This window comes from Pseudomonas fitomaticsae (genome assembly GCF_021018765.1).
GTDB lineage: Bacteria > Pseudomonadota > Gammaproteobacteria > Pseudomonadales > Pseudomonadaceae > Aquipseudomonas > Aquipseudomonas fitomaticsae.
This window is the reverse complement of the sequence record NZ_CP075567.1, coordinates 804,969-828,247: the sequence shown is the minus strand read 5'-3', so window position 1 is coordinate 828,247 and position 23,279 is coordinate 804,969. Positions and strand designations below refer to the sequence as shown.

Genomic DNA, 23,279 nt, shown 5'->3' with positions numbered 1-23,279 from the left:
CAACCCGAAACATAAACTATAAATCAGCGCACTCAAACATGAAAAAACACAATGCAAAAGCCCACTTTTTCTCAAAGTCAAAGAAGACAAGAAAAAAGTGGGCTATCTATTTTTTACAATCAAGACTTGTTACAAGGTAATAGTTGCTCAGTGTTAATCAAGTGTCGGATTCCACCCCACTATCAGAACTGTCGCTTGATTCGGAAGAATCATCGACATCGAGACTGTCCTCATCCGAGCGAATCTGCACTTTACGATCGAGACTGGCATTTTCCAGATAGTGGGTGATTCGCTGCCGCGCCACCACGCCGAGCGGGTTGTCCCTCAGATCCAGGTGAAGATTCTGCGTATCCGGAATGTCGAACAGCTCATCGCCGACGATGGCAATCTCGTTCTCTCGCAAATCCACGCGAGTCAGTGCTGGCAACCGTTCCATCCCGGAAGGAATCTCGTCGATCGCACAATCGCGCAGAAACAACTCTCGCAACCCCTGCATGAATCCCACAGGCGGGGCAAGGCCCAAAGGGTTATCCCTCAAATCCAGTAACGTGAGGGTTTCGATCCGGGACAGGCCCTCGGCACTGCTCTCGGAAAGACGAAGTGAATTTCCGTTCAATGTCAGATGTTGCAAATCCCGCATCTGGAAGATCGCCGGGGAAAAATCCTCCATTCGCACAGACTCCAGAATCAGGTAGCGAACGTTGGGAAAACTGTCGAGAAACCGACCCAACGATACATCGATATTGCGCGCGGTCAGCACCAGCTCCGTTACCCATTCAAACCGGACTGACAAGTGGGGCAACTCCCCGGAAAAATCGATGAACGTCGAAAAGCTGTGATCGGCAAAACCCTGGCCCGACACCGATTCGCACCAGATCGCTTGAAGATCCTGACTGAACTGCTCGCGCTTCTGCCGTTGGCTGGCGAGGCCTTCAGCGCTCAACCCGGATTCAGATCCGGGATGAGCTGACCGCGCATTCACCAGCCAGTCCTTCAGCTCTTCGCGCAACGCTACAGACTCTTTTTCCAGTCGCACAAGAACGGAGTGCGGATCACTGTGTAAACGATCTCCGATGAAACCAATCACTTTGTCGTCCGGGAGCTCGGGATAAAGCGCTCGCACTCGACGCTCGACCGATGCTTGCGAAATCAGGCGGCCTGACAGTACCGAGGAAGGTCCCGGCGCGAAGGCTTCAACATCGTCTTCGTCCACGCCGGTATGCTTTTGCGCACCGTTGCTGTCTTTCGGGTACCAGTAGCGGCGGTGTTGATCAGGCATCAGAAACGGCCCGGAAGGAACGAGCTCACTGGCCAGCATTGCTCGCCAGTCTCCCGTGACGGGATCCTTGGCAACCTGGACAAAATGCCCGTCGGTCAATTCGATGTACCGGCGCTGCTTGATTATTCTGAATCCCTGAGCATCGGCTGCGGGCATTGCAGCTGCAGCGCTGATCCAGAAATCGGCCAACACCGGAAGCATCGGTACGGTTGCCGGCACCTGGGATGCAGACTCGGAAACAATCATGCTGGGCTCGACAACAGGTGTCGGGGGGGCATCCTGCCTGGTTGAATGGCCCGGGTCTGTTGTCACAGGTGGCAATACAGGTCGACGTGACACACCTGGCACGTCGATATCCACCCGCGACGGTGCTTCAGATCCCGGCGTACGGGAAGTGGATGGGTTCGGGGAGGGCGCAGGACCAAAACCCTTTGGCGGTTTGTTGACCATCAATTCTCATCCTTGAGCGAAATTGAGTCAGTCCTCTTGCGTTAAGGAGCTGACGGACAATAGTGTCCCTGCCGAAATACCGGCAGGGATCATCGATATCGAAGCTTACTGACTTATTCTTTTACAGTGAGCTTATATATCTATTGCCCTGACGCAGTTTTACCCCCTCTCAAGAATGAACAAACCTTCCGCAGCGTCGGTTCGAATGGCCAACTTATGCTCAGACCCATATTGATCAATCGCGGAAAAATGAAACGCCTCATCCACGGTGTACTTGGCGTAGCTGTACGTATACTCGGAAATCGCCTGAACAATAGTCAATTCACCGTGGCGGTCGCTGACCCGAACAAGATACTCCTTGCTCATCTCCGAAGAGACACTGGCAGGCCCTGAAAATATGGCATCTAAAAAAGTGTTGTCATTAACAGGCAACTTTACTGTGACACCCGTCTGATCCGGACTTGCCAGAATACCTACCAGATAATTGGTCGCAGACGCACCTAGCCAGTTACCGTGAGCAAAAATCAAGTTGCCTGTATTCTGCGACGCCACCCAGTCCACCAGTTTTATTTGCTGTCCCTGATGACTGAGTCCAAGGTAGTAATTCGAGATCCGGTTACCTGGCGCTTCATTCCCGCGCCGTACGCTTTTCAAGTGAAACTGCTCAAGCGAGTAGTTGATCGGCAATTGCGCATCCAGCGTGATACTGCTGTCCTGACGATTGAGCAGACCAGTTCCGTTGCTTTTAATAACGATTCCGTTCAGTAAAACACGCGCCGCGATCTGCGTGGTACCAACCCCCGCCGACGAGACCCAGAAAGTGCGCACATGAGGATGGACGTGGTTTTGCGACTCATCGTCCGATGTTCCCATCAAGTCTGCAGAAACAGGAGCCTCCAGTGTATACCGTCCCTGTTCGGCACTGGCTTTCCAGCCGTCCCGCAATATCCTCCCGGTATTGTAATGAATAAGCTCTACTGTATTCAGTACATCAGCAGGTACAGAAACATGATGACCGTTTTCATCGAAGCCGGAGACAAGCACCTGCACTTTAACCTGCATACGCCCGTTGCCAAACAACACCTTGCTTCGCGTTGCGCCCCCTGAGTCGAACTTCACCTTTAATTCAATACTTTCCAGAGAAACCGAATTTATCGAGCGCTCTGCAGACAGCTCATCAAACTCACTCATTCTTTCACTCCTGTGACTGATATCAGTTCCGATGCACCCGCACTTTATTGTGCGGAGCCGGATATGAATATCACGTCATTCAAAGGCGAACTTAAAATCAAGTGTAAGAAGCTGTAGCCAGTTATCAATGCTCGTCGTTATAAACGAACTTCGGCATTTCCCAATGGAAGCGAATCGCCAACAACCGCAGCAGAAAGCCACCGAACAGGGTGATCAGAATCGCCTGTTCGCTCGGCACATTCAGATACAGACAAAGCATGTAACACCACGCCGCAGCGAACGAGACGCTGGCGTAGAGTTCGCGGCGGAAGATCAACGGGATGTCGTTGCAGAAGATATCGCGCAGGATGCCGCCGAACACGCCGGTGATCACACCGCTGACCGAAGCCACCAGCATGCCGTGGCCCATTTCCAGGGCGGTCATGCAGCCGATCAGGGTGAACGCCACCAGACCGACGGCGTCGAGTACCAGAAACAGCGAGCGCAGGTGACGCATCCAGCGTGCGGTGAACACAGTGATCATCGCCGCAACCGTCGTCAGCACCAGGTATTCCGGGTGTTTGACCCAGGTCAGCGGGTAATGCCCGAGCAGCACATCGCGCACCGAACCACCGCCCAGTGCGGTGACGCAGGCAATCAGCACCACGCCGAACCAGTCCATGCCGCGACGGCCCGCAGACAGGGCGCCGGTCATGGCTTCAGCAGTAATGGCGACGAGGTAGAGCATCAGCAACATGGTGGCGATCCTGGCAGGAAGGCGCGCAGTCTACTCACTTCGCCGAGGCACCAAAAGAGGGCGCCCCGGCGTGGGTGCCGATCTCAGAACTTGATGAAATGCTTGCGGTAGTGCTGCAGCTCGGCGATGGATTCGCGGATATCGTCGAGCGCCAGGTGAGTGCTGCCCTTCTTGAAGCTGTCACGCACGTCCGGCGCCCAGCGCGCGGCCAGTTCCTTGAGGGTGGAAACGTCGAGGTTGCGGTAGTGGAAATAGCTTTCCAGCGACTTCATGTGGGTATAAAGAAAGCGGCGATCCTGGCAGATGCTGTTGCCACAGATCGGCGACTTGCCCTTCGGCACCCACTTTTCGAGGAAGGCGATGGTTTCGGCTTCCGCTTCGGCCATGCTGATGCGGCTTTCACGCACACGCTGGGTCAGGCCGGAGTTACCGTGGGTGCGGGTGTTCCACTCGTCCATGCGAGCGAGGACTTCATCACTGTGATGGATGGCGATCACCGGGCCTTCGGCCAGGGTGTTCAGGTCACTGTCGGTGACGATGGTGGCCATTTCGATGATGACGTCGTTTTCCGGATCCAGACCGGTCATTTCGAGGTCGATCCAGATCAGATTCTGCGGGTTTTGCATATTTCGGCTCCTGAGCAATGCTGCGCAGTTTAGCCTAGGGCGGTGCCCGGGCGTGCTAAACTCGCGGCCGTTTTACCTAATCGCTGCATTCTTCAGACGGAACACCCATGGCCAAACGCCAACTCAATCGTCGTCAAAACTGGCGCATCGAAAAGATTCAGGGCGAGCGCGCCGCCCGCGCCGCCAAACGCGAGTCCTCGGCTGTCGAGGCGCTCGAAGGCGGCGACCTGGGCCCGGAACAGCACGGCCTGGTGATCGCTCACTTCGGTGTGCAGGTCGAAGTCGAGGCCGTTGATGGCGAACTGGCCGGCCAGGTCTTCCGTTGCCACTTGCGGGCCAACCTGCCGGCGCTGGTGACCGGTGACCGCGTGGTCTGGCGCGCCGGCAACCAGGGCATAGGTGTGATCGTCGCGCAACTGCCGCGCACCACCGAGCTGTGCCGCCCGGACAGCCGTGGCCAGCTCAAACCGGTGGCCGCCAACGTGGACATGATCGTCATCGTGTTCGCCCCGCTGCCCGAGCCCCACGCGAACCTGATCGACCGCTATCTGGTCGCGGCCGAGCACGCCGGTATCCGCCCGTTGCTGCTGTTGAACAAATTCGACCTGATCGACGAACAGAACGCCCCGGCGCTGAACGCGCTGCTGGCGGTGTACCGCACACTGGGTTACCCGGTGCTGGAAGTCTCGGCACACCACGGCAATGGCATGGAGCAATTGCAGAAACAGCTCGACGGTCGCATCAGCGTATTCGTCGGCCAGTCGGGTGTCGGCAAGTCGTCGCTGGTCAACAGCCTGCTGCCGGACGTCGAAACCCGTGTCGGCCCGCTGTCCGAGCTGTCGGGCCAAGGCACGCACACAACGACCACCGCACGCCTGTTCCACTTCCCCGGCGGCGGTGAACTGATCGACTCCCCGGGCATCCGTGAATTCGGCCTCGGCCACGTCAGCCGCGCCGATGTCGAAGCCGGCTTCATCGAGTTCAACGACCTGCTCGGCACCTGCCGCTTCCGCGACTGCAAGCACGATCGCGAACCCGGTTGCGCACTGCTCAAGGCCCTGGAAGACGGCCGCGTGCAGCAGCAGCGGATGAACAGCTACCGCTCGATCATCGCCAGCCTGCCGGAAAACGGTTACTGAACATCCGCGACGGCAGCACCTCGCCCGAGGGCTGCCGTGTGTCGGACCGCGTCTGACAAACCCGGCAATCCGTTAAACATCGGACTTTTCTGACGGCCTCGCCCACACCTGCTTGCAGGACATTTCTCTTTCACCGCTCAGGCCTTGTTGGCGCACGCCAGATGCCTACATTGGGTTCCTCCTTCGCACCGTCGCGACCTCCGAGGCCCCCCATGCAAACCTACCATTTGTTCATCAGTCACTCCTGGAACTACTCCGGCTCCCACGACAATCTGATCCGCCTGCTCAGCGATCACCCGACATTCACCTTCAAGAATTTCTCCGTGCCGCCGCACAATCCGATTACCGATGCGCGCACTGACCAGGAGCTGGAAGAGGCCATCGAGAACAAGATCCGCCCCTGCTCTGCCGTGTTGGTCATGGCCGGGATGTACTCGGCCTACAGCAAATGGATCCAGAAGGAAATCGAGATCGCCAAACGCCTAGGCAAGGTGATCATCGCGATTCGTCCCCATGGCGCCGAACGCACCGCAAAAGTGGTCAGCGACGCCGCGCACGTCGAATGTGCGTGGAATACCAACAGCATCGTCAGCGCCATACGCCTTCATACGGCGGTGTAATCATGCGCAAGGGACTGTTTATCGGCATTAACCACTACACCCACGTTTCGCCGCTCAGCGGCTGCAACAATGATGCAATGGCCATGGCCTCGGTGCTGGAGCGTCACGCCAACGGGCGACCGAACTTCAGCAGCAAGGTGCTGACTTCGGCCGAGGAAAGCCTCACGCTCGCGGCCATGAGGCAGCACATCCAAAGCCTGTTCTCGGGCGACTGCGATGTTGCGCTTCTGTATTTCGCCGGCCATGGCCAGTTCGATACCAGCATCGATGAAGGGTTGCTGATCCCCCAGGACTATCAGCCCGGCGGCGAAGGCATTCGCATCAGCGACATTCTGCAGTGGGCCGACAACGCCCAGCAGATCAAGAACAAAATCATCATCCTCGACTGCTGCCAGGCTGGCGCCGCCGGTGCCGTGCGCAACTTGCGCGGCGGCAGCAGCATGATCGGCGAAGGCGTGACCATTCTCACCGCCTGCAAAAAAGAACAGTCCGCCCTGGAAAGCCGTGGCCATGGCGTGTTCACGGACCTGCTGCTTCAAGCACTGCATGGCGGTGCCGCCAACGTACTCGGCAAGGTCACTCCGGGCAGTGTGTATTCGTTCGTCGACAACGCGCTGGGGGCGTGGGAGCAGCGGCCGGTGTTCAAGACCAACGTGTCGCAGTTCGTGCCGCTGCGCGAGGTAGCACCGCTGATCGCCGAAGAAACCCTGCGCAAACTCAAGGACTGGTTTCCGGAACCGAGTTTTGTCTTTCGGCTAGACCCCAGTTTCGAACCCACCTCCGCTTCGTTCGATCCCGATCACGGTGACATCTTCAAACAGTTGCAGATGTGCAACCGCCACAGCCTGATCGAGCCGGTGGACGCCGAGCACATGTATTACGCCGCCATGCAATCTACCGGGTGTCGCCTGACGGCTCTCGGCGCCTATTACCGCGAACTCGCCCTCAAAGGACATTTCTGATGCCCGTATTCATCAGCTACCGCCACATGGACCGCGCCCACGCCCTCGCGATCGATGCCCGCCTGAAGCAGGCCAATATCAAAACCTATCTGGACGTGCTGGATCCCGAATCCCAGACCACCGACGACATCACCGGGGTCATCACCCGCAATATCACTGAATGCACCCACCTGCTGGCGGTGGTCTCGGAATCAACCGCGTTGTCATGGTGGGTGCCGTTCGAGATCGGCGAAGCGACGATCAGCAACCGGCGGATCTGTTCCTTCAGAACGGGCGCCGCCCAACTGCCGCTGTACCTGGACAAGTGGCCGAAGCTGAGCACGGCCAACGACCTGAACTTCTTCATCGACGCCTACCGTGAAGAAGTGACGAACAAACGCTCGATGACGCTGGATTCAAGTAACGAATCCTTCAGCGGCACCTACAGACGCAACGCGGAAATCTTCCATGAACAACTGAAAAACCGGATTCGGCGGGGGTTCTGACAGACGCAAAAAAGCCGCGATTATCGCGGCTTTTTTGCATTCAGAGTGCAGGGCCGGCCTCAAACCCGCTCGCTTTTTGCCGGTGCAGCGAGTTCAGCCTCGCGCTGGGCGATGGCGACCTCTAGTTCAGGGGAGCGTTTCGCCCATTGTTCGGGAGGGAGGGGTTTTGACCATTCGATGATGTCGGGATGGGGCAAGTCGGGGGGCGGATTCAGTTTCCAGCGCTCCAGGACATCAATCAGCAACGTGTTGAATATGAAAACCCCGCAAAACCCTTCCCAAAGAGCAGTAATGAACCAGCCTCTCAACTTCGCAGCCTTGTTCAGATCCTCCAGATAAGTTGCCCAGATTCCCTTTGATCTGTCGAAACGAGCAGTTTGATCCTCAACAACATCTGGCCCGATCTCCATGTAACTGCGCATGCACTCCCACAACGCCATCGCTGTAGTGCCACCGCCGCAGTTGAAGCCCAGCGAAAAATGCTTGTTGTCTTGGGTGGCATTCGGGTCGGGATTTTCGAATCCGATGACCAGTAAACCCATCGTGGTTTTACCGGCCTGACTGACCGACGACTGCTGGGTGGCGGCCGCTGTCACGCTTTCCCAAGGGACGATCCAGTATTCGCCGTTGTCGCGGGGGACGCAGACTTCGCGGCGTTGGCGGTTGAAGCGCACAGGTAAGGGGACTTCGCGAAAGAGGCCTTGAATCAACCAAAAAATCGGGAGGGCCATGATACATGCGCCCAGGATCAAAATGTCCTGACTGAAATCAGAAGTCAGATTTCGAGTAAAAAATGACATTGCTAAAAACACCATCACTCCCGGCCACATCACCATCACCGCTGAACCGATGCTGTAGTTGCCTATGTCAATGAAGACGTCGTTTTTGCGCCAGACGATATTGAGCACGTCACAGGGCTTTCTCCCGGTTGGAATCGGCAATGGCGCCAAATAGTCATTGCGCGAGAAAATCCCCTTCTTCGTGGTGCCGGCCGGTGGCGTACTCATCGTTTGTCCTTGGGTTGCAGGTAAATGGCGCCGGGGTGGTCCTCACCGAGCGGGTAATTCGGTACACGATCAAGCTCGGGCGTCGGGTCGTTTCTCAGGGCGATGACGCCGGTGGTGTTGTTCAAGGTGAACGCCAGTCCTCGTTCTCCACCGATGAAAGAGCGGGCCCCGAGTATTCCGGTCAGGGGCGTGCGATAACGCAGCCGCAGTGAAACCGTACTGGGTGGTTTGCCCAACACATTCGGCAGTTCTTTAAAGGGGCCACTGAGACGTAAGCCACGTCCTTCCTTGAACGGTATCCACTCACATCGGCTACTGACTAGCCAGTGTGGTGTCATGTCCCGCCAGGGCCGCGGCGCACTGAAATTATTGATCTGACTGTTCTTGATCAGATGCCGGTAGCCCTGACTGTCCACCGGGTCGCCGACCATGCTCAGTTCCAGGTAGACGTTGCCGGGCTCGGCACCCGGCAGGTCGATGGTCAGGGCGTTGATGGCACTGACGAACTTGTGGCCGGAACCGATATTGTCGAGAGCATGTTCCGAGCTGCTTTCCATGGTGACCCGTGGCGTATAGAGGATGAGGTACAAGCGGTCGAGCTCGTTCTGTTGAGCCTTGGGCGCGATGGGCTCGAGATCATTGGCCCGGCCTCGGGACCAGCAGCAGGAACTCAGGAAGTGTTGCAGCGGCGTCTTTTCGAAAATCCAGGCCGTCAGATACAGCAGGCCCAAACCGGCAATGATCCAGTTCAATGGCCCCATGTAGAGCGTGTAACGCAAAATGGCGACGTCTACTGTGATTGCCCCCGCCAAGGCACGGGCGGTATAGCCAAATCCTAACAATGCCTGGGCGCCGAAGGCGGCTACTTGCCCACCTACCACGGTCTGACGTATTTCCAGCCATGGATCGACGGCGTTTTGGGCGTTTTCAATTTGCTCCTGTAGAGACTTGAATTCAGAGGATGCTGCACCCGCCGACAATGCGCCAATCACCCCACCAAACAACGTAAGCGCCGGCGCAGCAGACGAACGAATAAAGAACCTATCCCTCCCCAACCCCACCCTCACCTGACTATCCACCACCGCCACCAACGCCGCCGCCCCGTAAAGACTCGCCGAAATCGTGTCATTCACCCGGCGCCCTTCCATCCCCTCCAGCACCCCGGCCTCTTTCAAGTAGTTCTGCACATTCACCACGTTCACCAGCAGCGCCGCCATCGGCACAACGCCCCCGCTATTGACCACCACCGGCGAATTGACGATCCGTTCCACCCGCCCGACGCCAATCGCCTTGCCTGTCTTGTTCACCCATTGGGCCAGTGCCTCGGCCCGTTGCCCCAGCAACGCCCACACCTGTCGCCCGCCCTCGGACACTTGCTGCAAACGGCTTTCCCCCCCCAGCCTCGCCGCGACGAAGATACTCATCCACGACGCACTGAAGCCGCTGTCGCCCTTGAGCAGCAGCAACGCCGCTCCCAGCCGGTTGACCAGCACACTCCATTGGCTGGCGGCGTCCCGGGCCATGGTCGCGATGTCATCCAGCACCACTGCGCTCAACGGCGCCAGCGCCTGATGGGTGGCGCTGATGTTGTCGGCAGACAGCGCGGCCATCAGCTCGCTCAGGCGCGAGGCATTGTTGACGGCCGCTTCGAGTGAGGGCGTCCAGGCATTGAACAGTTGCCGGAGTGCGCCACCGTCGGCGGCTCGCACATAGTCGGCGTATTGCTCGGCGCCCTGGGCGCGGATGCACTGGGCGGTCAGGCAGCCGGTGGCCAGCTCGGTCAGCCACTGGCGCGCCGCCAGGTCGTCGAAGTCGACAAACCAGGTGCCGCTGGACGAGCGTTTGAGGTACAGCCCCCGGTCAGCGAACAATGCACTGTGCCGCTCTTCGAGTTGCTGAAAGTGGGCAGCGGCCGTGTCGCTGAACCAGGTGTTCATCGCGTCGAGATCGATGTACTCACCGACTTTGGCGCTGAACGGGTGATTGTTCAGGTTGGCGAGTTTTTCCGCGCGATATTCGCGGACAAGGACCTCGGCCTCGCGGTACAAATCTGCCGAAATAAACGCCCGCACCGGCGCGACAATCGCTGCGATGCGGGCATCGCGGGCGGCGGATTCTGCATGACTCGGCTGGCCGCCGTACTGCCGGGCCCGGGTTTCAGCCTTGAGCTCTTCTTCAAGTCGATGCTGGGCGTCGAGCATGACCCGGCCCTGCGCCGGCGTGAGGCTGATGTCTCGATCCTCGTAGCGGTAGCTGAGATTGCCGGCCAGCTCTGCACCGTCCTCAGTGATCAGGCTGCGCACAAACCCGCCGATGCTCAGACGCAGGTTGTTTTCGCCGAGCCATTGCTCGTGGCCGGCTTCCAGCCATTCCTGTTCATGATTGATATCGCGCAGCACGCCAGGATCGGCCAGAAACAGGGTTTCATTCAGCCCGCGGACCCGCAACTCCCCGGCGCTCGGCCGTTGGCTGCGAATGTCCGGTGCCGGGTCTTTGGCTTCGGGCTTGCTTTTACGCTTGAACAGTTTGCTGAACATCGACAGTCGCCATTTCTTCGCGGGTGAACCACCAGTACGGCGCCTTGCTCAAGCCATCCCTGCTCAATGCAGCCCCGCCGCTTTGCAGGCATCGACGAAATTGATGCCTTTTTTGTCCATGGCGTGTTTGACCAGCGCGTTGGCTTTTTGCAGCGCGGGGCTGGGTTTGGCCCATTGCTCGGGAGGCAGGGGTTGCGACCAGGCTTGCACGCTGTCCGGCAGGGTCGGACGACCTTTGCGGTGGGCCCATTCGGCGATCAGGTAGGGCATTTTCCAGAAGGTCAGAACGCGGCGGACATACCACCAGCGCAGGGGCCATCGGGTGCGTTTACCGTAACCGTAACGGTGGCGCTGTTCGGCGGTCAGGTCTTCGGCGCCATCGTCTAACGAGCCCATGAAGCGCGCTCCTTTACGTTCAATTTCAAACGTATGCAGCCCTTCATAAGGTTTGAGCTCGTCTTCGGTCGGGGTCAGCCCCAGCAGAACGAGCATGGGATTGGGCGTATCCACCAACTCCCCTTCCTCCATGTAATTGCGAATCGACGCCCACATGCCCAGCGCATGCACGTCGCTGGGCTGGGCCATCAGAATAAATTGCACGGTGTCGTGCTCTTCGTCCTCCAGCCCCATGCCGAAGGTGTAGTCACGCAGGGCGCCGTAACCGGTGACACCCTGACTGCGCGCGACCCAGGCCACCACACTTTCCCACGGCACGATCAGTACGCGATGGGTGGTGTCGTCGATGTAGCAGACTTCGCGGCGTTGGCGGTTGAAGCGTACGGGGTAGCTTTTGGCGAGGGTTCGGACGTTGGAGAGCATGCCGTAGATGAAGGCGCCGATGGGAATAATGAACAAAGATGCCCCCGTCGCGAACACTTGAACTACATTCCCGATAATGTCGAGAAACTTGCGGTCAATCTCTGGAGGGCTTGCAATCACGAGCCACAAACAAATGAGTACAGGTGCAATAAAAGCCAAGGCGAAGGCCAACCATATCTGGATAGCCAATCTTTTGCCCAACTCAACCATCCCGAAATTGCTCCCCCCCAACTCCAGATAGGTTCCGTTCATCGCCGAAAAACTACGCCGGGAGACCTGGGCCTGTCCGGTATAAACCGGCAGCGGCGCCAGAAACAGGGTTTCATTCAGCCCGCGGACCCGCAACTCCCCGGCGCTCGGCCGTTGGCTGCGAATGTCCGGTGTCGGGTCTTTGGTTTCGGGCTTGCTTTTACGCTTGAACAGTTTGCTGAACATCGACAGTCGCCATTTCTTCGCGGGTGAACAACCAGTACGGCGCCTTGCTCAAGCCATCAGGCAAGGTTTCGACGGGGTCGAGGGTGAACCGGCCCTGGGCCGGCAAACGTACACCACGTTCCGTGGCGATGTGCAGATCGCGCAGGACGAAACAGGTGCGGTGTATCAGGTCACGTCCGGCTTCCAGTTGGTAACCGATGTTGAGCGCCAGGGCGAAGTCCGTCGTTTGCAAGGCATCGGCGATAGGCAACTGCAGGGTCAGTGCCTCGTCTCCCTGACTGACGACTACGGCAACCGCGGCCCACGCGGCGCTGCTTTCCTGCCAGCGCCGGGGTGGCAGCTGACTGTTGTAGGGACCGGGAATCGGTACGGCATGGGTCTGTTGATGGGCCAACAGTTGCAATTGACGGCTGTCCATTTCCCGGGTGCGCACGCCGGGCAGTCTGAGCTGCAAACAGGTGCGCTTACCCTCGCGGATCAGTTCGCAGGTTGGCTGTTGCACCACCCTTGCCAATGCGCTCCAGTCTTCCGGCAGGCTGCGTTGCAGGTCGGCGGTGCCCCAGGCACTCGCTTGCAGCCACTTTTGCAAGGCATCCAGATTGAAGTAGTTGTACAAGCCCTCGCCCAGCAGTTGCAGAGCTGTACCGACCAAGCCCACAAGGTTGGCCTGGGCGGCGATGCCCAGCAGTCGGGGACTGGCTTCGGCCCAGGCAAGGGCTCGCAGTTCGACGGGGTTCTTCATGACCTGGCTGATGATCGAAGTCGTGTGCTTGGTGCCCCAGGTATTGGTCCCGACAAGAGTGACGTCGCCGGCAATTTGCAGGGTCGTGGCCGCTAAAACCTGAGGATTGCCTTCGGCCAATGCTCTGGTCCATTGCATGGAGTGTTTTCCTGAATCGAAAGCGGCTGCCAACGCGCCGAACCCGAATGCAGCGTTCCCTGCAATACCACTCCAACGCCCTAAGCGGCTCATGGTGTTGAGTTTTCCAGCGGCACTAAACATTTGTTCGATATGCGCTTGGAGGACCGTCACTGACAGCCCTTGCACTGCAGCGAAGCCTGCAGCCGACATTCCTACCGATGACTCAAGGAGTGCCCATAAATCAGGTGAAGACGACGTTTCCTTTTTGCTCAATGAACTCAGCATCTCAACAAACTTCTGCCCCTGATAAACAAACAGCAACAACGCAATCCCGTCGCCCTTGGACTTCAACGCACTCGCCATCGGTTTGCCAAACGTTCCCGTCGCGCGGAAATCACGCACGGTGCGCTGCATTTCTTCCCGTAACGCCGGGGCCATGCCGTCGATCACCGTGCCGATCTGGCCCGGCCCGCTTGAACCGACGGTCAGGGCGCGACTGAGGTTGTCTTCCAGCGGCAGGAGCGCAGCCTTGAGCTGGTTGATCCGCTGGTTGTGCACCTGCTCACTGCCTGGCGCGGCGAGGCCGTAGATCTGCCGCGACAATTCGCGATGACGCAGTTTGTAGGTCTCACTGAGCTGGCGACGCAGGTCGAGCGCAGCAACGCGGCTCTTGTTGAAGGCCTGAAACTCGGACGCCGACGCTGCCCGCAAGGTCAAGCCGCTACGGGAAAACTCGCGCAGCAACTGCAGTCGCGTTGAGATACCGAGACTACGGATGAAGCTGGCTGGGTCGACTGGTTGTTGGCGTTTGAATTCTGAGTGTGCCCGATTCAACTGATCCGCTGCGATCAGTTGATGCGCCGGCACGTAAGCCCCATCCAACAAACTCTGCAGCCCACTAAACCGCCCATTCAGATCCGCAAAGTTGGGTAACCGCTCATTCATCAAGTTTCTGAACTGATTGGTCAGCACGTTAACCGCATCAAGACTTTCCTGCGCCGCCGCGGCCTTGATCGAGAAGCTGCTCAGGTCCATGAGTTTCTTGCTCACGTCCAGCTGATCGGCCAGGGTCAAGGTGTCCAGCCCTGGCACGACGGTCAGCAGGTTGCTTTCCAGATAGGCCGCCAGTTTTTCCGTGGCCTCACGGTTCCAGCACAGGGCTGCGACGCAGAGGAACTCGGTTTCAAGGCGATGGCGGATCTGTTCGTCGTTGCGAAAGTCGTAATACCAGGCCGCCTTGTGAAAGTGACCGGCGACGATCATGTCCAGGCGATCTTCGCGAATGGCCTGCAAGCGCGTGTGCCAATGGCTCAGCAGCGTCTGCTGCTGGCTGACGAACGCTTGCATGTCGGCGCGGTTGATCAGGTGATCGATGCCGCGCTGGCCAAGCTCCTTTCCGAACAGCGCCTGCCATGTCTGCAAGTGCAGTGCCGCGATAGTGTCTCGGTGTTTTTGCCAAAGCACCTGACCCAGGGCGTCCAGCAGGTTGACGGTCGCGCGCGCATAAGGATCGGTCGCGGCCGCTTTTCGCCAATGGTCTTCATCGCCAAATATTGGCCGCCCGGCGTGGTCGCGTTTGGTACGCAAGTAGTCCTCAATGGCTGCCTGTTGCTCAGCGTTGGTTTCGTCCCTCAGGGCTTTGGCGGCGGGGTCGGTGCTGGCCAGTGCATCAAGGCGTGCCGGGGTCACTTCGTACAACGACTGGATGTAGGCGCCGGTGAGGTAGCGACGCTGGGCGGCCTCATCGCTGCTCCAGTGATCGAGCCAGTCCGCGACCTTCAGTTGGGCGCTGGCCAGGTCGCGCATCACACCAAAGTCGTCGCGCAAAACCAGAAACAGGTAATCGTTCTGATGCGCCCCCAGCACTTGGCTGGTGAGGGTTTCTATCGACGTGTTCTTGAACAGTGACGTGTCTTCCCAAGCGTAAGACTGGCGTTGCTGCGGGTTGGCACCCTCGGGCAGATCCATTGGCGCAGTTTTTTCCGCAACCTCGGCCAGCCAGGTATCCGCCTGACGTTGGCTCAGCAGGTGCATGCCGCCCTTGTCCGGACAGGCACTCGCCAGTTCGATGCGTTGCATCCAGTGCTCACGCTCAGCGACGTCCTTGAGCACTTGCGAACATTTGTAGGCCGTCCACTGGATTTCCGAATAGCTGGCGAACAACGTGTGCTGCCGGGAGAACACCAATTGCAGCTCGCCAATCGACGTAGTGCGCATGTCGCTGGCGACTTCCCGGCCCTTCCAGACCAGTTTGCTGATCTGGCCTTGCTCAATGCGGTATTCGTGCAGGTAACCGGTGCCGTTATCAATGATGTACAGGTAGCCGTCACGCAGCAGACGAATGCCCAACGGTTGGCTGTTCAGCTTGAGCGGTATGCTCAGTTCGGCTGAAGGATCGAGGTTTTCCACCAGACCGTAGCGCAGGGGCAGCAACTGCACTTTTTCGCTCATCAAGAAGCACTGCCCCATAGGTGAGCGGATGTCTTGGGCGCTTTTGGCCAGGGCGGCGATATTGGCGGCGGCTGTCATGACAAGTCTCCCGGCAGACGGGTCGAACGTTCATGCGCCAGCTCGGCAGCGCGTTGCACGCGTTTCATCGGGGACTGCTGTGAAGGCATGGTCAGCAGCTCGACAATGTCCGGGTGACTCTCCAATGGCTGCCCGGCCAGATAGCCCAACACGTTGGCGTAGAGCGTGATTTCCTGTTCTGAGGTGAAGCCTTGTTCATAGGCCTGTTGCGCTGTTTTTTCGGCAAATCGAAGGCGTTCCCGATCTGCGCAGGACGCCATGAATCCGGGGAAATACCGCCGCAAGTGATCGTTGAGGCCAATCACCGACTGATGAAACTGCGCCTCTCCCAGCGCCGTGAGTTCCCCTTCGGTCAACTGATAGATCTCGGGGATGTCGGGCGCGGCATGATCCACACGCTGATGTTGTAACCAGGTGGCCCGAAGCCCATCAGGCAGGCACAGATGCTGGACGGGGCCAAACCAGCGTGTGCTGTTGGCCTGCTGCGCAAGGTCGAGCAATTGATGCATGACAGCGGGATCGCCGATGCGCAGCATGACCTCCACCGTGCTCGGATGTTTGACGGCGAGCAGACGACGCCAGTGCTTGCAGAGCGTTGCTGTATCAGCATCGCTGAACAGCAAAAATCCCCATTCCAATGCGGCGCTTTCCTGAAAGTACGTCAGCAACGGATCGTCTGCGCCGTTGAGGGTGATCAGGTACGGCGATATATCTGCCAGTTCCTGCCAGCGCGTGCCTTGATAGAGGCAATACGCGGGGCTGTTCCAACGTTGCAGGCATTGCGGCAGATCGGGGGTGCTCACACCGTCCAGCAGCAAGTAAGCCGGCACGGACCAAGGCAAGTCATGGGGTAACGAAGGGAGTTCAAGCATCGGCCTCTCCACGTGGTTGGGTGGCTTCGCACACCGCGCAGATCGGCCTTCTGGCCATCAGGGCCAAACGCTGTGACTGGAGCAATACGGGGGCCGGAGGTTTTTTTTCGGTTGATGGCGTTGCTGATAACGCCGCGATACCCGCCACCGGCGCACCGCCCTCGACAATCGCCACGCTGCTGAAAATCCCGCCCGAATTGATCACGATGTGATGCCCGCCCGCTGTCAGCGTCAGACTGGTCCCGGCATCGATCACCACCTGGCTGGCGGTGACCCGTGCATGGGGGCCGGCCTGGATGACCAGCGTGCCGTCCGCCGTGGTGCTGCTGTTGCCGCTGATGCTGAGCAGATCGTCGGTGCCGATGACCGTATGGCGCGTTCCGTCGGTGGTGTGTCGTTCATCCGCCTTGATCAGGCTGGTGCTGTGGTTGTCCACCTGCTGGAAACGGTCGCGCCGGATCTGGCTGTGGCTGTCATTGAGGATCAGTTGTTCGAAGTCGCGCTCGGCCCGCAGGTAGATTTTTTCCTGCCCGGCACGGTCTTCGATCATCAGTTCGTTGTAGCCGCCGGTGTGTGGCGAACTGTGGCTGCGCAGCACGGTTTTGCTCTTGTGCTCAGGCAGGGTGTACGGCACCGAGGTGACTTTGTTGGCCACGCATCCGGTAATCAGCGGCTGATCCGGATCACCCTCGAGAAAGGTCACCAGCACTTCCATGCCGATGCGCGGGATCGTCACCGAGCCGAAGCTTTCACCGGCCCAACTCGACGAAACCCGTAGCCAGCAACTGCTGCGCTCGCTGTCGAGCTCGGCGCGGTCCCATGGGAACTCACACTTCACCCGGCCAAACTCATCGCAATAGATTTCTTCGCCGATCGGCCCGGTGACCCGGGCGGTCTGACTGACCAGTGGACGACGAGGTGCCGGCAGCGGTGGCCGGAACACCACCTCGGCAGGAATCACGCTGAAGGTGTTGCGATAACCCTGGGTGAAACCGTCGGTGTCTTTGGCATCGCTGGTGACCGACTCTTCGAGCACTTGGGGCTGTCGGCCCTCGTGGGAAACGCTGAGCAACAGCCACAAGTCGTTGCAGTGTTGGCGCGGGTGTTCGGCCAGCTCAAAGAGATGGCCGCTGCGCAGGTTGGCTTGATCGCTTTGGCCTTCGCCCAGTTCATAGTCGCTGCGATGACGCTCCAGCGCCTGCCTTGAGAGTTGCTTGCCGCGCCTTTCGTTCTCGATCAACAGCGGATAACGGTAATCCTCCAGCACCGGAGTGAAATCGGCGCTAAAGCGACTCTCGACCAGCAGGCTCGGGCGCTTGAGGTCATAGTCGCGGCGCACGACCGTGCTGGTGCGGGTGCCGGTACGAATGCTGAAACGGCTGACCACCGAGTGCTCGGCCACCATGCCGGAGTCCTGCCGATAGGACGTGGCGCCGAGCTTGGGTAAAAACACCTGGTCATCGGTGAAGACCAGCAGATGCCCGTCCACCGAGTGCTGGTGATGCCAGGCGATACCGTCCTCGGCGCACAGTCGCTGGATGAACTCCAGATCGGATTCGCCGTACTGGGTGCAGTAATCACGGGGCGGATTCGCCGCGACATGAAAGCTGAAGGCATCCGCTTGAATGCCGTGCCCCTTGAGCACCTGCGCGATGATCTGCGGCACCGTACGCTGCTGGAAAATCCGCTGATCACGACTGAACTGCAAGTAGTGCAGCGCCGGCACCAGCGTCAGGTGGTAGCGGGTCAGACGCTTGCCCGACTCACCCGCCAACACCTCTTCGATATGCCCGTGAATGCCTTCGCCGTTGTGGCCAAACTGCAGAAACGCGGGCCGGGCAAGCAAGCTTTCCAGATCGAAATCCGGGTGTTCGCTGACCAGTTCAATGTGAATGCCGTAGAGGGTGCTGATCGCTTCGGTGCCGCTGAAGGCCAGGACCTTGAAGTCGTGGCGGATCGCAGGAATCTGCAACGCGAAATGCGCCGCATTGGCCGACCGGAACATACGCTTATCCTTAAGCAAAGAGGAAAAGAGCGCGATGTCCAAACCGTCCGTGGTTCGTGCTCGCGAGAATTGGCGGGCACGCTATCAAGAGCGCTTTGCGGGTTATGTAGGCAGCTTCTTCAATCGAAGTGGGAAAGGTCGCTTATGCGCGATGCCCTGCTCAACAATGCTCCTTGAATGCAGGGCACAGGGCACAAAAAAGCCGACATCACTGTCGGCTTTCTTGTGGATCACTGCTTCGGTGCAGGGGCCGGTGCAGCAGGCGCCGGGGCTGGCGCCGCGCTGCCCGGTTCGGTCGGTTTCGGCAGCGGGTCGTCGAACAGGTTCAGCCGTTCGCGCAACTCGTGGGCCGGCACCGGTTGCTGATCCGCCGGCAAGGCGTTCGGGTCGACCGGGGTGGCCGGCGCGGCGCCGTTCTGGCCTTGATCCGTCGGTTTCGACGGGTCGGCACCTTGCGCACCTTCGATGGCGGCCTGGGCCTTCTTGGTCAGCACCACGATGTCGATACGGCGGTTGACCGGGTTGAACGGGTTTTCCTTGTCGAACAGTGCCGACGAGGCGTAACCCACCACACGAGCCACTTGCGAGTCCGGATAACTGCCCGCCACCAGTGCACGCCGGGCGGCGTTGGCACGGTTGGCCGAAAGCTCCCAGTTGCCGAAATCACCGTTGCCCACGTATGGCTTGGCATCGGTGTGGCCGCTGATGCTGATCTTGTTCGGCACCGCTTTGATGGTGTCGGCCATGGCCAGCAGGATGTCTTCGAAGTACGGCTTCAGGCGTGCGGAACCTGAGTCGAACATCGGCCGGTTCTCGGCGTCCATGATCTGGATGCGCAAGCCGTTCGGCGTGATTTCGAACAGGATCTGGTCCTTGAATTTCTGCAGTTGCGGGTTCTCGTCGACCTTGTTCTGCAGTTCTTGCAGCAACAGTTCCAGACGTTCCTTCTCGACCTGCTCGGCCATGCCTTCAACCTGTTCGGTGTCGACCGTGACCTTGTCAGGCTGCGGCTGAGACTTCACTTCGGGGTTGAGGGTGTTTTCAGGCGCGAGGGTCGGCGTACCGCCCAGATCGATGATGTACGGCGTGCCGCTCTCGGAGAAACCGACCGGGTCCTTGAAGTAACCGGCGATGGCGATCTTCTGTTCCGGGGTCGCGGTGGAGAGCAGCCACAACACCAGGAAGAACGCCATCATCGCCGTCGCGAAGTCGGCGAAGGCGATCTTCCACGCCCCGCCGTGATGCCCGCCGGCGATGCGCTTGACGCGCTTGATGATTATCGGCTGGTTATTTTCCATGACTTAACGACCGCGAACGGCTTGTTCCAGCTCGGCAAAGCTTGGACGGTGAGCCGGGTACAGAACCTTGCGACCGAACTCGACAGCCAGCGACGGCGGCATGCCGGAAGCCGAAGCCACCAGCGAGGCCTTGATGGCTTCGTAGACGTTCAGCTCTTCCTTGGCATCGTGGGCCAGGGAGTGCGCCAGCGGGCCGAAGAAACCGTACGCCGCGAGAATACCGAAGAAGGTACCCACGAGTGCCGCACCTACGTGCAGACCGATAGACTTCTGATCGCCCTCACCCAGGGAGGCCATGGTCACCACGATACCCAGTACCGCCGCGACGATACCGAAACCCGGCATGGCGTCGGCGATGCCGTTCACCGCGTGGGACGGATGCTCGAGGTCTTCCTTCAGGCTGTACAGTTCCATGTCGAACAGGCCTTCCAGCTCGTGGGGAGCCATGTTGCCGGAGGACATGATGCGCAGGTAATCGCAGATGAACGCGGTCATGCGTTCGTCTTTCAGTACCGCCGGGTACTTGGCGAAGATCGGGCTCGCGGCGGCGTCTTCGATGTCGCCTTCGATGGCCATCATGCCTTCGCGGCGGCTCTTGTTGAGGATCTCGTAGATCAGGCCCAGCACTTCCAGATAGAACGTGTGGCTGAAACGCGAACTGAACATGCTCAGGGATTTCTTGAGCACGTGCATCGTCATGTAGCCGGGGTTGGCCTGCAGGAATGCACCGAGTGCAGCACCACCGATGATCATCACCTCGAAAGGCTGGATCAGGGCGGCAATCTTGCCGTGGGAGAGCACGTATCCGCCGAGCACGCTCGCGAATACGACGATGATGCCGATAATTTTAGCCATAGGTAGAAAGGTACTTGTTTAAGTCGGGTTCAAGGTCATATTCGGAAGTTAAAAAATCTCTTCTTCTACTTATCGGCAAAACTGCGCCAGACTATAGCCAGTTCAGGCGAAAAGCCAATTTAGCCCATGCCGGGCGCGTCTACAGTCAGTGAAGATCTCGTCCAGACATGGCTAATGAAACGAACGTCCCACACGTAAAACCGACCACACTCGATGGCTGGGTGAAACTGCTCGACAGCGTTCGCCTGCCGGTGCCGCAAGACGCCCATGACCGGGTCTGCCGGGCGATTCGCGATGACCGCAGCTCGCTGCGCGACATCGCCGACCTGATGCAGGACAGCCCGGCGCTGGCCCTGAGCATCATCCGCGAAGCCAACCGCCACACTCACGGCAACATGACTGCGCCGGCGGAAAACCTCGAAGTGGCGATCAATCGCCTCGGCCTTGGCCGTACCGAAGAACTGCTGGCACGCCTGCCCACCGAACCTGCCGCACAGATCCCCCAGGCCCTGCGCCAATTGCAGATGATCAGCCAGCACGCCACGCAACAGGCCAACGGTTTTTTTGCCAGCCGCCTCGCGCGACTTTGGCAGGACATTCATTGGGGCAGCCTGCTGTTTCTGTCGCCGCTGTGGCCGTTGGCGCTGACCTTTCCCAAATTGCTTGAAGAGTGGGAAGTGCGGGTTATCCACAAGGGTGAATCGGCGCGAGTCGTGGAAAAGCAGCTGTTCGGTGTGCGCCTGCTGAAAATCGGCGAAGCGCTGGTGGAAGCCTGGCGTCTGCCGATCTGGGTGCAGCAAGGTTATCGGCTGCTGCTGACCGAGCAGCGCGAACTGGTCAAAGTCCTGCGCATTGCCCGCGACGTCGATCATCCGCTGCGCCAGCAGAATCGCCTCGACGATGATCCGACCCTGCGCCGCTGGCTCAATCAGCCGGCCAACACCGTGTTGCTGGCCAACGGCCTGGCACTCTCGGCGCAACAGGCCTGGGACAGTCCGCACAGCGAGCGCTGGCAATACCTGACCAGCCTTTATCTGCAAATCTCGATGGACGAGGTGCAACAGCAGTTGCACCAACAGGCTGCCGTCAGCGCTCGCCATCATTTCATGCCGGACCTCTGGCACCCGGCAGTTTCGCTGCTGTGGCCGTGGGGCACTCATCGCCTGCCCGCCGGAATGCTCCCGGCTGCGGCGCCATCCGCTGAAGACCTGACCCAGTGGCGCCGCCAATGCGCCGAGCTGTTGGCCGTGCCAAGCCGCTTCACCAACGCCATGAGTCTGACTGTCGCCGCCCGCGATGCGCTGATCGCCAGCGGCATGCGTCGGGTGATGATCCTGATGGCCGACCGCAGCCACGCCAATCTGCGCGTCCACCAAACCTCGGGGTTGCCGAAGGAAGCCGCTGCGCTCAACTTCGTCGTCAGCCAGAGTTCGGTACTGCAACGCTTGCTCGCGCAACAGGCGCAAGTGCGGATCACCCCGGACAACAATGCCCAGTTTTCCGCCCTGCTGCCGCCCTCGCTGCGCACGCTGTTTCGTGGCGAACACCTATTCCTGCGCTCGCTGGTGAACAACGGCCGGGTGATCATGATCGTGGTCGCCGACCAGGGTGGCGGACCGTTCGCCGACATCACCGTGCAAGCCTTCGGCAAAACCGCGCAGTGCATCGAGAAAGCCCTGCACAGTTTTAGCCAGCGCGGCCAATGACAGCTACAATCCTTCCCCTTTGTGCTCTGGAGACCTCACATGTCTGATTTCTCTGGCCTGGCCCTGGTGATCGAGCCGAGCGACCTGCTGCCGCGCCTCGAATCCCGCGATCTGATTCTGGTGGATCTGACCAGTGCCGCCCGCTACGCCGAGGGACACATTCCCGGCGCACGTTTTGTTGATCCGAAACGCACCCAGCTGGGTCAGGCGCCGGCTCCGGGCCTGTTGCCGAGCAAAGAAAAACTCGAAGAACTGTTCGGTGAGCTCGGCCATCGCAAGGACGCGGTCTACGTGGTCTATGACGACGAAGGCGGCGGCTGGGCCGGGCGCTTCATCTGGCTGCTCGACGTGATCGGTCACGACAACTACCACTACCTCGACGGCGGTCTGCCGGCGTGGCTGGCGGAAGGTTCGCCGATGTCGATCCAGATTCCTCCGGCGGTGGGCGGCCCGGTTGCCCTCACCCTGCACGAGGAACCGACCGCCACCCGCGAATACCTGCAAAGCCGTCTCGGCGCCGCTGACCTGGCAATCTGGGACGCTCGCGGGCCGCTTGAGTATTCCGGCGAGAAAGTCCTGGCGGCCAAGGGTGGACACATCCCCGGCGCGGTCAATTTCGAATGGACGGCAGGCATGGATCAGGCGCGTCAACTGCGCATCCGTACCGACATGCCGCAGATCCTGGAAAACCTCGGGATCACCAAAGACAAAGAAATCATTACTCACTGCCAGACCCATCACCGGTCCGGTTTCACTTATCTGGTGGCCAAGGCCCTCGGTTATCCGCGGGTCAAGGGCTACGCCGGTTCCTGGGGCGAATGGGGCAACCACCCCGACACCCCCGTCGAGCTTTAAGGATTTTTAAG

18 protein-coding genes are annotated in these 23,279 nt (G+C 59.3%); 6 read left to right on the top strand and 12 right to left on the bottom strand.

Annotated elements, in window-relative coordinates:
* Positions 1 to 157: 157 nt before the first annotated feature.
* From KJY40_RS03635 to orn, 4 genes are all read right to left on the bottom strand, one after another.
* Positions 158 to 1,525 carry a leucine-rich repeat domain-containing protein gene (locus KJY40_RS03635; protein ID WP_230735057.1) on the bottom strand — a complete coding sequence of 456 codons (1,368 nt, stop codon included), beginning with the start codon at positions 1,523 to 1,525 and terminating at the stop codon, positions 158 to 160.
* A gap of 363 nt (positions 1,526 to 1,888) precedes the next feature.
* Positions 1,889 to 2,920, bottom strand: a complete 1,032-nt coding sequence (locus KJY40_RS03630) for a hypothetical protein (protein ID WP_230735056.1) — start codon at positions 2,918 to 2,920, stop codon at positions 1,889 to 1,891.
* A 124-nt stretch (positions 2,921 to 3,044) separates the two neighbouring features.
* Positions 3,045 to 3,656 carry a trimeric intracellular cation channel family protein gene (locus tag KJY40_RS03625; protein ID WP_064379088.1) on the bottom strand — a complete coding sequence of 204 codons (612 nt, stop codon included), beginning with the start codon at positions 3,654 to 3,656 and terminating at the stop codon, positions 3,045 to 3,047.
* Positions 3,657 to 3,739: 83 nt separating this feature from the next.
* Positions 3,740 to 4,282: an oligoribonuclease gene (gene orn / locus KJY40_RS03620; protein WP_230735055.1), complete on the bottom strand. Its 543-nt coding sequence runs from the start codon at positions 4,280 to 4,282 to the stop codon at positions 3,740 to 3,742.
* A gap of 107 nt (positions 4,283 to 4,389) precedes the next feature.
* On the opposite strand from orn, the gene rsgA reads away from it, so the two are divergent.
* From rsgA to KJY40_RS03600, 4 genes are all read left to right on the top strand, one after another.
* Complete coding sequence (gene rsgA / locus KJY40_RS03615; RefSeq protein ID WP_230735054.1) at positions 4,390 to 5,421, top strand: small ribosomal subunit biogenesis GTPase RsgA; 1,032 nt, start codon at positions 4,390 to 4,392, stop codon at positions 5,419 to 5,421.
* A 212-nt stretch (positions 5,422 to 5,633) separates the two neighbouring features.
* Entirely contained in the window at positions 5,634 to 6,041 is a 408-nt protein-coding gene (locus KJY40_RS03610; RefSeq protein WP_230735052.1) for a TIR domain-containing protein, read from the top strand.
* A 2-nt stretch (positions 6,042 to 6,043) separates the two neighbouring features.
* The gene (locus tag KJY40_RS03605; RefSeq protein ID WP_230735050.1) at positions 6,044 to 7,003 is read left to right on the top strand and encodes a caspase family protein; all 960 of its coding nucleotides are present in this window, start codon (positions 6,044 to 6,046) and stop codon (positions 7,001 to 7,003) included.
* Entirely contained in the window at positions 7,003 to 7,488 is a 486-nt protein-coding gene (locus tag KJY40_RS03600; RefSeq protein ID WP_085701321.1) for a toll/interleukin-1 receptor domain-containing protein, read from the top strand. The genes KJY40_RS03605 and KJY40_RS03600 overlap by 1 nt, the downstream gene beginning before the upstream one ends.
* A gap of 59 nt (positions 7,489 to 7,547) precedes the next feature.
* On the opposite strand, the gene KJY40_RS03595 is transcribed toward KJY40_RS03600, so the two are convergent.
* The 8 genes from KJY40_RS03595 to motA all read right to left on the bottom strand — a co-directional run bounded on the left by KJY40_RS03595 (position 7,548) and on the right by motA (position 20,707).
* Complete coding sequence (locus tag KJY40_RS03595; RefSeq protein ID WP_230735049.1) at positions 7,548 to 8,495, bottom strand: hypothetical protein; 948 nt, start codon at positions 8,493 to 8,495, stop codon at positions 7,548 to 7,550.
* Positions 8,492 to 11,032, bottom strand: a complete 2,541-nt coding sequence (locus KJY40_RS03590; RefSeq protein ID WP_230735046.1) for a hypothetical protein — start codon at positions 11,030 to 11,032, stop codon at positions 8,492 to 8,494. Before KJY40_RS03590 ends, KJY40_RS03595 begins: the two co-directional genes overlap by 4 nt.
* A gap of 63 nt (positions 11,033 to 11,095) precedes the next feature.
* A complete protein-coding gene (locus KJY40_RS03585; protein WP_230735044.1) occupies positions 11,096 to 12,286 on the bottom strand; it encodes a DUF6708 domain-containing protein in 1,191 nt (396 codons plus the stop codon).
* Entirely contained in the window at positions 12,261 to 15,677 is a 3,417-nt protein-coding gene (locus tag KJY40_RS03580) for a toxin VasX (protein ID WP_230735042.1), read from the bottom strand. Before KJY40_RS03580 ends, KJY40_RS03585 begins: the two co-directional genes overlap by 26 nt.
* Positions 15,674 to 16,549, bottom strand: a complete 876-nt coding sequence (locus KJY40_RS03575; protein ID WP_230735041.1) for a DUF4123 domain-containing protein — start codon at positions 16,547 to 16,549, stop codon at positions 15,674 to 15,676. The genes KJY40_RS03580 and KJY40_RS03575 overlap by 4 nt, the downstream gene beginning before the upstream one ends.
* Positions 16,542 to 18,554 carry a type VI secretion system tip protein TssI/VgrG gene (gene tssI, locus KJY40_RS03570; RefSeq protein ID WP_230735039.1) on the bottom strand — a complete coding sequence of 671 codons (2,013 nt, stop codon included), beginning with the start codon at positions 18,552 to 18,554 and terminating at the stop codon, positions 16,542 to 16,544. Before tssI ends, KJY40_RS03575 begins: the two co-directional genes overlap by 8 nt.
* 230 nt (positions 18,555 to 18,784) lie before the next feature.
* Complete coding sequence (motB, locus tag KJY40_RS03565) at positions 18,785 to 19,852, bottom strand: flagellar motor protein MotB (RefSeq protein WP_230735037.1); 1,068 nt, start codon at positions 19,850 to 19,852, stop codon at positions 18,785 to 18,787.
* A gap of 3 nt (positions 19,853 to 19,855) precedes the next feature.
* Complete coding sequence (motA, locus tag KJY40_RS03560; RefSeq protein WP_007952169.1) at positions 19,856 to 20,707, bottom strand: flagellar motor stator protein MotA; 852 nt, start codon at positions 20,705 to 20,707, stop codon at positions 19,856 to 19,858.
* Between the two features lie 167 nt (positions 20,708 to 20,874).
* Between motA and KJY40_RS03555 the strand changes: the two genes are divergently transcribed.
* Positions 20,875 to 22,413, top strand: a complete 1,539-nt coding sequence (locus KJY40_RS03555; RefSeq protein WP_230735035.1) for an HDOD domain-containing protein — start codon at positions 20,875 to 20,877, stop codon at positions 22,411 to 22,413.
* A 39-nt stretch (positions 22,414 to 22,452) separates the two neighbouring features.
* Positions 22,453 to 23,268: a rhodanese-like domain-containing protein gene (locus tag KJY40_RS03550; RefSeq protein WP_230735033.1), complete on the top strand. Its 816-nt coding sequence runs from the start codon at positions 22,453 to 22,455 to the stop codon at positions 23,266 to 23,268.
* Positions 23,269 to 23,279 lie beyond the last annotated feature (11 nt).